The sequence below is a fragment of the Halorubrum marinum genome (genome assembly GCF_048381195.1).
Taxonomy (GTDB): domain Archaea; phylum Halobacteriota; class Halobacteria; order Halobacteriales; family Haloferacaceae; genus Halorubrum.
Genome location: NZ_JBLWMM010000005.1, coordinates 116,568 through 128,923 on the forward strand (window position 1 = coordinate 116,568; position 12,356 = coordinate 128,923).

The following is a 12,356-nucleotide window of genomic DNA, read 5'->3' on the forward strand; positions in this document are numbered from 1 at the left end:
GGCGCCGCGGCGGGAGCCGCGACGCCTAGGGTCGGTCCCGGCAGACGTCGCTCAACACCGCCGTCGCGCGGTCGAGGTCCGACAGCGGAAGCCGCTCGTCGGGCGCGTGGTCCAGGTCCGAGTTACCGGGGCCGTAGGTGACCATCGGACAGTCCCACGCGGCCGCGAAGAGGTTCATGTCGCTGGTCCCCGTCTTGCGGATAAGCCGCACGTCGCCGCCGGCGTTCCGGATCGCGACGCGAAACGCCCGCGCCAGGTCGGTCCGGGGGCTCTCCATCACCGGCGGGATCGGCTCTTTCCAGTGGACCGAGCCGGTCGTCATCTGCGCCTCGGCGAGTTCGTGGATCTCGTCGACGGTGCGGTTCGGCGGGACGCGCAGCTGCACGTCCATCGTCGCCTCGACGGCCAACCCGTCCTCGGTGAGCCCGCCGTTAACGGAGACGGGCTTCGTCGTCACCTGCTCGAACACCGGCGTGTCCGGGTCGGCGGGGTCGAACGTCTCCTCCACGTCGTGCCACCAGTTGATCGCGTGCTGGATGGCGTTCGGCTCGGGTCGCGACGTGTGCCCGGACTCGCTGGTGTTCACGTACGTCCCGGCGAGGAACCCGCGGTAGCCGAGCGTGATCCCGTCCCAGCCGGAGGGCTCGCCGTTCACGACCGCGCCGGGCGCGTCGCGGTCCTCGACGAGGAAGCGCGCGCCCCGCGAGTTCGTCTCCTCGCCGGCGACGCCGACGAACGAGACGCCGGTCGTCACCGCCGCGACCGCCATGGCGACGAGGGGGCCGGTGGCGTCCACCGAGCCGCGCCCCCAGAGCACGGGTTCGCCGGGCTCGCCGACCTCGTCGTCCTCGGCCGCCGGCTTGACCTCCACCGGGATGTCGCCCGGCACCGTGTCGACGTGCGAGGTGAGGAGGACGGCGTCGTTCGCGGGGGCGCGAACGTTGCCGACCTCGTCGATCCACGCCTCGCGGCCGTTGGCCTCGAAGAAGTCGACGAGGCGCTTCGCGGCCTGCTCCTCCTCGCCCGACGGGGAGGGGATGGACACCATGTCGTACAGCAGCTTCCGGGCCGGGGTGTCGCAGGCCTCGGGGTAGCCGCCGCCGGCGACGACGTCGGTGCCGGTCGCGGACGAATCGCCGACCGCGGATTCGTCCGCCTCGCGCTCCTTCCCGGTCGACATCATCCCATCACCTCTTCGATGGCGTCGACGACCGCGTCCGCGTGCTCGCGCTCGATCGTCAGCGGCGGCAGCAGGCGCAACACGGTCCGACCCGCGGGCAGCGCGAGGATCTGATGGTTGATCGCCAGATCGCGCAGCAGGCGGTTCGAGCCGCGCTTCACCTCGATGCCGATCATCAGCCCGTCGCCGCGAACGTCGCGGATATCGTCGCCGAGGCGTTCCTCTATCTGTTCGCGGAGGTACGCGCCGACCTCGGCCGCGTGCTCGGAGAGCCCCTCGCGTTCGATGACGTCGAGGGTCGCTCCGGCGGCCGCGGAGACGACGGGGCCGCCCGAGAACGTCGAGCCGTGGTTCCCGCAGTCCTCGGCGATCCAGTCGCGACACAGCGTCGCGCCGATCGGGAGCCCGCTACCGAGCCCCTTCGCGGTCGTCAGGACGTCCGGAACGACGCCGTGCTTCTCGGCCGCCCACAGCGATCCGGTGCGGCCGAGGCCGGTCTGGATCTCGTCCAAGACCATCGCGGCCCCGGACTCCGCCGTCGCCTCGCGGACCGCCTGCAGGTACTCGGTGGAGGCGGGGTTGATCCCGCCCTCGCCCTGCAGCGGCTCGAGGATTACGGCGGCCGTGTCCTCGTCTACCGCCTCGCGCATGGCCTCGACGTCGCCGTACTCGACGAACTCGACGCCGCCGGCGAGCGGCTCGAACCCCTGCTTGTACTGCTGTTTCCAGGTGGTCGCGAGCGCGCCCATCGTCCGGCCGTGGAACCCCTGTGTCGTCGCGACTATCTTCTCGCGTCCCGTCGCGTGGCGAGCGAACTTCAGGGCGGCCTCGTTGGCCTCGGTCCCGGAGTTACAGAGCCAGACGTTGTCGATATCGCTCGGCCCGGCCTCGGCCAACTGCTCGTACAGCGCCGTCCGCGCCGCGTGCGGGTACGACGCCTGCACGTACATGAGCTCCTCCAGCTGGCTCGTCGCGGCGTCGACGACTTCGGGGTGGCAGTGACCCACCGGGGTGCACGCGTAGCTCGCGCCGAAGTCGAGGTACTCGGTCCCGTTCGCGTCGGTGACGTGGACGCCGTCGCCCGAGGCGATCTCGATCGGCTTCTCCGAGAAGACGAAACCGCTCACGCGAGATCACCTTCATTTTCGACCCGTTCTGCGACCGCGGAGCGCTCGATCGTCGTCCCCGCGCCGCCGAGCGCGGCGATAATGGGGTCGTTGACGTTTGCGTCCGCGACGACGACCCGCCCGGAGCCGCCCGAGAGCGCCTCCGTCGCGGCCATCACCTTCTTGCCCATGAACCCCTCGGCGGCGGCTTCGACCGCCGCGAGTTCCTCGGGCGTCGCCGCCGACTCGATCAGCGTGTCGGGGTCCTCGGGGTCCGCGTACACGCCGGCCACGTCCGTCAACAGGACGAGGTCGGCGTCCAGCGCGCCCGCGACCGCGGCGGCCGCCCGGTCCGCGTCGGTGTTGACGGGCGTGACGCCGCCGTCGCTCTCTTTCCCCTCCATCGGGGGCGAGACGACGGGGGTGTATCCGTCCGCGAGCAGCCCGGCCAGCAGGTCGGCGTTCACCGACTCGATCCGACCGGAGTGCTCGCCGCGCCTGATCTTCTTCTTGCCGTCCTCGACCACGCGGACCGCCGACTTGCGCGGGCCCGAGAGGAGCCCGCCGTCGACGCCGGAGAGGCCGACCGCGTCGACGCCCGCCTCGCGGAACAGCGCCGTCAGCTCGGTGTTGAGCTTCCCGGCCATCGCCATCGTGAACGCCTCCATCGTCTCCGCGTCGGTGAACCGACCGGTGACGCCGGAGGCGGACTCGACGTACTCGGGCTCCATCCCGAGTCGCTCGATGACCTCGTCGACGACCGTGGAGCCGCCGTGGACGACGACGACCTCGCGACCGTTCGCGGCGAGGTGGGCGACGTCGCCGACCGCGCCGGCCGGGTCGACCGCCTTCGCGCCGCCGATCTTGACGACGACGGGCGGCTCGTCGGCGTCGCCTCCGCCGGTGCCGGACCGCTCTCCCGTCATGGCGATCCCACGGGATGGAGTCCCTGAAATTCGAGGCCCGCCGTCTCGGGCAGCCCGAGGGCGACGTTCGTCGCGTGGACGGCCTGTCCGGCGGAGCCTTTCATCATGTTGTCTATCGCGGAGAAGACGACGACCCGCCGGTTTCCGGGATCGAGCTCGAAGCCGACCTCGCCGTAGTTCGTCCCGGCGACCGCCTTCGGCTCGGGGTAGCGGTAGACGCCGCCCCCGCCGGAGACGATCCGCATGAACGGCTCGTCGGCGTACGCGCCGCGGTACGCCTTCCACAGGTCCGCCTTCGAGACGGGCTCGTCGGGGAAGACGTGACAGGTCGCGCTCGCGCCGCGGACCATCTCGACCGCGTGGACCGTGAAGGAGACGTCGAGCCCGAGGTACGCCTCGATCTCCGCCTCGTGGCGGTGACCGGTGGGCGCGTACGGGCGCACGACGCCGGAGCGTTCCGGGTGCGAGGAGGCCGCGCCGCCGCCGGCGCCGCCCTCCGAGGAGCCGACCTTCACGTCGACGACGACTTCGCCGGTGTCGGGGCCGAGCGCGCCCGCGTCGACGAGGGGTTTGAGTCCCAGCATCGTCGCGGTCGCGTTACAGCCGCCGCCGGCGATCAGGTCGGCGCCGGGAAGGTTCTCGCGGTTGATCTCGGGGAGCGCGTACTCCGCGCGCTCCAGGTACTCGGGCGACGTGTGGCCGTCGTACCACTCGTCGTACAGCTCGGCCTCCGGAAGCCGGAAGTCGGCCGAGAGGTCGACGACCGTGTCGGCCGCCTCGAAGTACTCGTCGACCTGCCCCATCGAGACGCCGTGCGGCGTCGCCGAGAAGAGCACGTCGACGGATTCCAACTCGTCTGGGTCCGAGAAGCGCAGGTCGAGCCCGCGCAGGTTCGGGTGCGAGCGACCGACGGTCATGTTGTCGGCCGATCGCGACGTGGCCTGCACGACCTCGAAGTCGGGATGACCGGCGAGGATCCGCAACAGCTCGCCGCCGGTGAACCCGGTGCCGCCGACGACGCTGGCGGTGTAGGTCTCGTCAGTCGCCGTGTCGGCCGCGTCGTCGTCCGTCATACGTGCGCCTCCGTGATGTCGTCGTCCGCGGCGTTACCGACGCGCTCGGCTTTCGCCTCCAGCCAGTCGACGACTTTCGCGGGGACGTCGACGTCGCTCGCGGCGTCGAGCGCCTTGAACTCGACCGTGTGGTTCACCTCGTGGACGGTGTACTCGCCCGAGCCCTCGCCGCCGACCTCCATCAGGTCGACGCCGAGGAGCCCGCCACCGACCGCGTCGCTCGCGCGTTCGACCAGTTCGAGCGCGCGGTCGTCGAGGTCGAACGACTTCGTCTCGCCGCCCTTCGCGGCGTTGGTGAGCCAGTGGTCGGACGACCGGGTCATCGCGGCGATCGGCTCGCCGTCGACTGCCAGCGCGCGGATGTCGCGACCGGGCTTGTCGACGAACTCCTGAATGTAGAACACCTTGTGCTCGTAGTGGCCGAGCGTCTCCTTGTGCTCTAAGATCGCCTCGGCGGCGTTCCGCGAGTCGATCTTCGCCATCAGGCGGCCCCAGGACCCGACGACGGGCTTGAGCACGCAGGGGTAGCCGAACGATTCGATCGACTCCATCGCGGCCTCCTTCGTGAACGTCACCTCCGTCGCCGGGGTCGGCACGTCAGCCCGCGCGAGCGCGAGCGAGTTCTTCGCTTTGTCGGCGCAGATATCGCCCGTCTCCGGGGAGTTCACGACGGGGACGCCGTAGCTGCCGAGGAACTGCGTCGCGTACAGCGACCGGCTCGTCGACAGACAGCGATCGACGACGATATCGAGGTCGGCGACGTTCGCCGTCGTCGATTCGAGCCCGAACCGCTCCTTGCGGACGTCGATCTTCTCGACCTCGTGGCCGCGTTCGCGCAGCTCGCCGAGCAGCAGCTTCTCGTCTTTCCGGATCCGCGAGTAGAGGATCCCTATTCGCATGTCGACCACTCGCGTGTCGCGGCCGTGGCGGTTGTCGCCATCTACTCGCCCCAGTCCTCCTCGAGTTCGGGGGCCTCCTCTAACACGACGGGGTCAAGCGAGATGACCTCCAGCTCGGTCCCGGTGACCGGGCTGTCGATGATCTCGCCGACTTCGACGTCGGCCGGAAGCTCGATCTCTTCGCCCGTGATCGGATCCTCTGCCAGCACCGGGTCGGTGTCACTCGTCATCGTGATCGATACTCCACGGTGAATGGGTATAAAGCCTTCGAACTTGTAATATAGTTTACAATACATAAACCGGTCGCTAACGGAACTGAATCGCCCTCGAAACGGCCGTGTGAAATCCGATATCAGATTTCAGTAGTAAGTTTGTCCCCTCGCAGGGACGGCGGCTCGGTCGGCGGTCGTGGACCGGCCGACCACGTCGTCGGTCGTCGGGCGCGCGGGGCAGGCGCTCCCGCCGTCGGTCGTCGGGTAGGGGGGACCCCCGCCGCTGCGACGTCACACATACGAGGCCACCTCCGCGTCGAGCCGTTCGGCCGCCGCGGCGAGCGACTCGCGACGCGCGGCGAGCGTTTCGGCGTCGGCCTCGATGTCCGCCTCGGCGGTCGCGAGTTCGTCGGCGACCGCCTCGGGAGCGGGCCCCCCGGCGGAGTCGCGGCTCGCGACGCTCGCTGCGGGGTCGAGCGCGGCCTCCACGTCCTCGCGGCTCACGTGTGTCGACAGGGGCTCGTCGGTCACCTTTCGAGTGGCCTCGTCAACTTTTGCGGCCGCCGCGGCGGGCGTGTCGTCGTCGGAAACGGTCTCCGCGGCCGCCGCGACGATCTCGTGGGCGGTCCGGAACGGGAGCCCGCCCATCGCGAGCAGGTCGGCGACTCCCGTCGCGGTCGAGAAGCCGTCGCCCGCGGCGTCCGCGAGCGTCGCCCCGTTCCACTCGGCGGTCGCGACCGCGCCGGCGGCGATCTCGGTCGCTTCCCGCACGTCGTCCGCGATCTCGAACACGCCCGCGTGGGCGCGCTGGAGGTCGCGGTTGTACGCGCGGGGGAGCCCTTTGAGGAGGCTCAGCGTCCCCGTGGCTTCACCGATCGCGTCACCGGCGACGCCGCGAGTCAGCTCCAGCGTGTCCGGGTTCTTCTTCTGGGGCATGATCGAGGAGGTCGACGAGTACGCGTCGGACAGCTCGATGAATCCCTTGTTCGAGAAGACGATACAGTCCTCGGCGAGCCCGGACAGCGCCGTCGCGAGCGTCGCGCACGCGGTCGACCCCTCCGCGAGGAAGTCGCGCGCGGACGAGGCGTCCATCGAGTTGCGGACGGTCCCGTCGAAGCCGAGCAGCTCGGCGGTGCGGTCGCGGTCGATATCGAACGGCGTCCCCGCGAACGCGGCCGCGCCGAGCGGCGACCGGTTGACACGCTCGTACGCGTCGAGCAGTCGGGCGGTGTCGCGCGCGATTCCGCCCTCGTACGACAGCAGGTAGTGCGCGACCGTCGTCGGCTGCGCCGGCTGCAGGTGGGTGTACCCGGGCATCACCGCCTCCGTGTGCTCGCTCGCGACCTCGACGAGCGCCTCGCGGAGCGTAAGCGTGGCCTCGGCCACCGCGAGCAGGTCCTCCCGCAGGCGGTAGCGGATACAGGTCGCCACCTCGTCGTTGCGCGAGCGGGCGGTGTGCATCCGACCGCCGTCCGGCCCGATCCGGTCGATGACGGCCGTCTCGATCGCCTCGTGGACGTCCTCGCCCGCCGTCAGCTCGTCGTGACCCGCCGACTCCACGTCGTCGAGCGCGACGAGGATCTCGCCCGCGACCGCGTCGTCGACGATCCCCTGCTCGGCGAGCATCACCGTGTGGGCGCGGTCGACCGCGAGGTCGGCCGCGAAGATGGCCTCGTCGGCCGCGAGACTCGACAGGAACTCGCGGGCGGGGCCGCCGCTGAAGCGGTCGCGCCGGACCGCAGTGTCGGGGTCGCCGGTCGCGTCGGCGTCTCTCACCGTGCCGGGGTCGTCGTCAGTCATTTAGTTGTCGTCGGTGTCTTCGGTACCGTCGTCGGTGTCGTCGTCAGATGCGGCACCGCCGTCCGTCGCCAGCTCGGGCTTCGAGACCGCCTTCTTCACGTCGTTGGCGAGGCGTTCCTGCAGCCCGTGGTACTTCGCGACGCCCGTGGCGTCCTCCTGCGCGATGCCGGCGACGTCCTCGGTGTTGAACGAGGCCATCTCCTCGGAGTACACCGCGTACTCGGAGTCGCGGGCGACGACGCGGCAGTTGCCGCCGGAGACCTTCACCGTCGCGGTGCCGGTCACCACGTCCTGCGTCTCGTCGACGAAGGCGTCCAGCGCGTCGACGACGGGCGCGAACACGAGCCCCTGATACGCCTTCTCGGACCACTCCTGCTCGATCCCCTTCTTGAAAGAGCGCTCGTTCTTGGTGAGGACGAGGTCTTCGAGCGCCTGGTGAGCCGTGAGCAGCACGGTCGCGGCCGGGTGCTCGTAGTTCTCGCGCACCTTCAGCCCGAGCATGCGGTCCTCCATCACGTCGGTGCGGCCGATGCCGTAGCCGCCGGCGTACTCGTTGAGGTACTGGATGAGCGGCACGGGGTCCATCGCCTCGCCGTCGACGGCGACCGGGACGCCCTCTTCGAACTCGACTTCGATCGTGGTCTCGCCTTCCGGCTCGGCGGTCCACTCGTAGATGTCCTCCGGCGGCTCGTAGTTCGGGTCCTCCAGCTTGCCGCCCTCGACCGCGCGCGACCAGATGTTCTCGTCGATGGACCAGACGCCCCCGTCACCGGCCTCGACGGGCAGGTCCTTCTCGGCCGCGTACTCGATCTCCCACTCGCGGGTGAGTCCGAGTTCGCGGACCGGGGCGATCACTTCGAGATCGGAGCCGCGCCAGACGGCCTCGAACCGGAGCTGATCGTTCCCCTTCCCCGTACAGCCGTGCGCGATGGCGTCACAGCCCTGCTCCTCGGCGACTCCGAGGATGGCCTCGGCGATAACGGGACGCGCGAGGGCGGTTCCGAGCGGGTAGCCCTGGTACGTCGCGTTCGTCTTCACCGCGTCGAAACACAGGTCAGCGAACTCTTCTTTCGCGTCGACGACGTGGAGGTCGAGTCCCAGCGCGTCGGCGGTCTCTTCGGCCTCGTCGAACTCCTCGGTCGGCTGCCCGACGTCGACGTTGACGCCGATAACCTCGTCGTAGCCGTACTCCTCTTTCAGTAGTGGTACACAGACCGTGGTGTCGAGTCCCCCGCTGAACGCGAGTGCAACGCTTGCCATTACTGAAGTACACTGGACTCACACCCTTAAATTCACCGCTTTAGATATTGTAAGAAAAATACAGCGGCGACGCTACGGAAAGACGGAGCTACGGCTCTCGGAAACGAACTGGCGCGAACGCGACGAGGGGAATGAAATTACTGGCCTCGGGAGGCCGGTCGTCGCGCCGCGCCGGAAACCGGTCGCGGTCGGACGCCTCGTCGCGGTCGCGGGGCTCGTCGGCCTCGGAAGAGCGTGGCCGCCGGACGAGCCACCGCGGTCATTGCGTGTACCTAATTGATCACCCGTATAAAAATATTCCGCACTTCGCTCCGAGTCGTTCCCTCACCTCGAACCGTCCTCGTTCGGGGCCGATCAGAGCGCTTCCCGATACGCTTCGAGCGTCTTCTCGACGTCCGCCTCCGTGTGCGCGTACGAGGTGAACTGGCACTCGAACTGGTTGGCCGTGAGGAACACGCCTCGATCTTTCATCTCCTGCCAGAACACGCGCTCCCAGCGGTCCGTCGCCGCGTCGGCGACGTCGGCTCCCGTCTTCGGACAGGTGTCGTACCGGGCGCAGTCGGGGTTCTGTCGACAGCCGCCCGCACAGCAGGCGTCGACGTCGTCCGGCGCGTCGCGCGTGAAGACCGTTTTGAACATCGAGTCGGTTCCGACGACCGTGTACTCGGGGGCACGCTCCGCGCAGATCTCGGCGATCCCCTCGCGGAGCTGTCGACCGAGTCGGTTGACGTGCTCGTATACGCCGTTTTCGGCCGCGTACTCCAGTCCGGCTTTCCCCGCGGCCATCGTCACGGGATGGCCGGAGAACGTGCCGGACTGGAACACGTCGCCCGCGGGCGTGAACTCCTCGACGATATCCGAGCGCCCCCCGATCGCCCCGACCGGGAAGCCGCCGCCGATGATCTTGCCGAACGTGGTAACGTCGGGCGTGACGCCGAACTTCGACTGCGCGCAGCCGAGCCCGCCGACGCGGAATCCCGTGATCACCTCGTCGAAGACCAAGAGCGCGCCGTGGTCGTCACACAGGTCCCGGAGCGTCTCGTGGTAGCCGTCGACGGGAGCGACGATTCCCGTGTTCGCCAGGATCGGTTCGACGAGTACCGCCGCGATGTCGTCGCCGTGCTCCGCGAACACCTCTTTGGCCGCGCCGGGGTCGTTGAACGGGATCGGGAGGGTGTGCTCGGCGAACGACTCGGGGATCCCCTTCGTCGAGGGGTGCGCGTTCCCCGGTGAGCCCTCGACGAGCGTCGACTCCTGTGCCCCGTGGTAGCCGCCCTGCATCACGACGACCTTGTCGCGGCCGGTGTGTCCGCGAGCGAGCCGAACCGCCGACACCGTCGCCTCGGTCCCCGAGTTGACGAACCGGATCGACTCGACGCTCGGGACGTGCCGCGCCACGAACTCGGCGTGCTCGACCTCGATTTCGGTGGGTGCGCCGTACATCGGCCCGGCGGCCGCGTGCGACTGGATCGCCGACTCGACCGGGTCCGGGAGGTCGTGGCCGTACAGCAGCGGGCCGTACCCCATCACCCAGTCGACGTACCGGTTGCCGTCGGCGTCGATGACGTGGCCGCCGTCCCCGCGCTCGATGAAGAACGGGTGCGGCATCGTCGCGCGGACCGAGGAGTTGACCCCGCCCGGCATGACCGACAGCGCGCGGTCGTACAGCCCGCGAGAGCGCTCGTGATTCATACGAGACGCTTGGGTCGGAGGGGTGAAAGTAGTTGCCGACCCGGATTCCACGTCGGCTTCCCGGCGAGGTCACACGTCGGCTTCCCGGCGAGGTCACACGTCGGCTTCCCGGCGAGGTCGCACGTCGACTTCCCGGCGAGGTCGCACGTCGACTTCCCGGCGAGGTCGCACGTCGGCTTCCCGGTATCAAAAAACCGTCTGCACTTCACCGCGACTCGTTCGTCAGTTCGATGCCTCGGCGCCGCCGAACCGCATGCAGCCCGACCTTACACCGCCTCCGGGCCCGTCGTTCCGGTGCGGACCTGTAGCGCGTCCTCGACCGGCAGGATGAACACCTTGCCGTCGCCGGGCTCGCCGGTCTTGGCGGCCCCGCTGATCGCCTCGGCCACCTCGTCGGCCGGGATGTCGGCGACTACGACCTCGACTTTCACCTTCTGGTGGAGGTCGACCGTGAACTCCTCGCCGCGCCACTGGCCCTTCTTGGCGGGCTGGCTGCCGCGACCGGAGACGTTCGTCACGGTGAGCGACGGCGCGTTGATCTCCGCGAGCGCTTGCTTGATATCGCCGAGCTTGTCGGGGCGAACGACCGCGGTGACCATCTTGATATCGGTACCGGCCTCCTCGCCGCCGTCGGCGCGCGGGGAGCCCTCGGTCGCGTCGACGACGGCGGAACCGCCGTCGGTCGCGACGTTCGCGCGACCGAACTCGGGGTACGTCTCGACGCCGTGTTCGCTGACGTCGAGGCCGTCGCGCTCGTGTTCGGGCGTGACGCGGGCCTGACCGACGGCCTTGAACGCCCCGAACACCGCACCCGTCGCGAGCACCGTCCACGCGGTGATGACGGCGACGCCGATGACCTGCGAGACGAGGACGTCGACCGAGAACCCGTTGACGCTCACGAACGGGAGCGCCAAGACGCCGATGACGCCCGCGGAGCCGTGAACGGGGAACACCGCACAGACGTCGTCGATCTTCATCTTGTCGGAGACGAACTCGAAGACGAGCGGGAGCTGAAGGCCGCAGACGAGCGCGACCAGGATAGCGCCCCACCACGTGACGAGGTCGGCGATGCCGGTGACCGCGACGAGGCCCGCGAGGAGCCCGTTCGCGACGTACAGCGTGTCGACCTTCTTCGTGAGGTACAGCGACCCGATCGCGGCGCCGATCGCCCCGGCGGCCATGCCGATCGTCGTCGCCATCGCGACGCGACCGACCACTGCGAAACCGTCGAGCGTGAGCGCGCCGTCCTCGACCGCGAACACGGTCGCGGTCGTCCCGACGTTGAACCCGTACCAGCCGAAGGCCAACACGAGCGTTCCGAGCACCGCGAACGTCATCGAGTGACCGGGGATGACGTTCGTGGAGCCGTCTTCCGCGTAGCGGTCCATGCGCGGCCCGAGCATGTACGCCGCCGTCAGACCGGCGATACCGCCGACGCCGTGGACGATCATCCCGCCCGCGAAGTCGGTGAATCCGAGTCCGGCGAGGAACCCGCCGCCCCAGGTGATCCCCGCGACCACCGGGTAGATGACGGCCGATATCGCGACGACGTACGCGACGTACGCACGGAGTTTCGCGCGGCCCGCGACCGCGCCGGAGACGATGGTCGCCGCCGTCATCGCGAAGACGGCACCGAACAGCCAGTCGATCCATCCGGCGTCGGACGCCGTCAGCGCGGACGTGAGCGCGTCGACGGAGACGCCGCCGCCGCCGACGATCCCCTCGATACCGAAGCCGACCAGGAAGTAGACGATGATCCCGACGCCCCACGTCAGCAGGTTCTTGGTGAGCTGGTTCGCGACGTTCTTCGCACGCACCTGTCCCGCTTCGAGCATCGCGAACCCGGCGTGCATGAAGAAGATGAGGAAACAGACCACGGCGACCCACATCAGGTTGACCCCCTCCGCGAGGACGCTCGGATCCACGGTCGCGAGTACACCGGTCGTCACGCCGATACCACCTCAACTGAACGTACGTCTTTCGTACCGCGCATTTCGTTCGTGTTCATGTGCTGAATCACGTATTGACTGCGGGGAACAGGAATATATAAACGTTCGAGTTGAGTTTCACAACAAATCCTCTTAATAATACTCTCGATGTTCAATATAAGGACGGATTGATGGTATATAAGGGGATTCACTCGACGATTATCCGGTAACTATTGCGACGAAACTGACCGAACGTGTCGTTGGCTTTCCGTCAATTCCT

General features: G+C 68.8%; 10 protein-coding genes. All 10 read right to left on the reverse strand.

Annotation, left to right across the window (positions count from 1 at the left end; all coding sequences use genetic code 11):
• Nucleotides 1–25 precede the first annotated feature (25 nt).
• Nucleotides 26–1,180, reverse strand: coding sequence for a [LysW]-lysine hydrolase (locus ACNSN4_RS09130; protein ID WP_418285508.1), 1,155 nt, complete (start codon nucleotides 1,178–1,180; stop codon nucleotides 26–28).
• Nucleotides 1,180–2,307, reverse strand: a complete 1,128-nt coding sequence (locus ACNSN4_RS09135; protein WP_418285509.1) for an aspartate aminotransferase family protein — start codon at nucleotides 2,305–2,307, stop codon at nucleotides 1,180–1,182. The genes ACNSN4_RS09130 and ACNSN4_RS09135 overlap by 1 nt, the downstream gene beginning before the upstream one ends.
• A complete protein-coding gene (locus ACNSN4_RS09140; RefSeq protein ID WP_418285510.1) occupies nucleotides 2,304–3,212 on the reverse strand; it encodes an acetylglutamate/acetylaminoadipate kinase in 909 nt (302 codons plus the stop codon). Before ACNSN4_RS09140 ends, ACNSN4_RS09135 begins: the two co-directional genes overlap by 4 nt.
• On the reverse strand, nucleotides 3,209–4,285 hold the full coding sequence (gene argC / locus ACNSN4_RS09145) for an N-acetyl-gamma-glutamyl-phosphate reductase (protein WP_418285511.1): 1,077 nt from the start codon (nucleotides 4,283–4,285) through the stop codon (nucleotides 3,209–3,211). The genes ACNSN4_RS09140 and argC overlap by 4 nt, the downstream gene beginning before the upstream one ends.
• Nucleotides 4,282–5,184 (reverse strand): lysine biosynthesis protein LysX, encoded by a 903-nt coding sequence (gene lysX, locus ACNSN4_RS09150; RefSeq protein ID WP_418285512.1) that lies wholly within the window; start codon nucleotides 5,182–5,184, stop codon nucleotides 4,282–4,284. The genes argC and lysX overlap by 4 nt, the downstream gene beginning before the upstream one ends.
• Before the next feature lie 41 nt (nucleotides 5,185–5,225).
• Nucleotides 5,226–5,414: a lysine biosynthesis protein LysW gene (gene lysW / locus ACNSN4_RS09155; RefSeq protein WP_008001778.1), complete on the reverse strand. Its 189-nt coding sequence runs from the start codon at nucleotides 5,412–5,414 to the stop codon at nucleotides 5,226–5,228.
• A 273-nt stretch (nucleotides 5,415–5,687) separates the two neighbouring features.
• Complete coding sequence (gene argH, locus ACNSN4_RS09160; protein ID WP_418285513.1) at nucleotides 5,688–7,196, reverse strand: argininosuccinate lyase; 1,509 nt, start codon at nucleotides 7,194–7,196, stop codon at nucleotides 5,688–5,690.
• A complete protein-coding gene (locus tag ACNSN4_RS09165) occupies nucleotides 7,197–8,456 on the reverse strand; it encodes an argininosuccinate synthase (RefSeq protein ID WP_418285514.1) in 1,260 nt (419 codons plus the stop codon).
• 354 nt (nucleotides 8,457–8,810) lie between these two features.
• Entirely contained in the window at nucleotides 8,811–10,148 is a 1,338-nt protein-coding gene (gene hemL / locus ACNSN4_RS09170) for a glutamate-1-semialdehyde 2,1-aminomutase (RefSeq protein ID WP_418285515.1), read from the reverse strand.
• A gap of 266 nt (nucleotides 10,149–10,414) precedes the next feature.
• Nucleotides 10,415–12,097: an ammonium transporter gene (locus ACNSN4_RS09175; protein ID WP_418285516.1), complete on the reverse strand. Its 1,683-nt coding sequence runs from the start codon at nucleotides 12,095–12,097 to the stop codon at nucleotides 10,415–10,417.
• Nucleotides 12,098–12,356 lie beyond the last annotated feature (259 nt).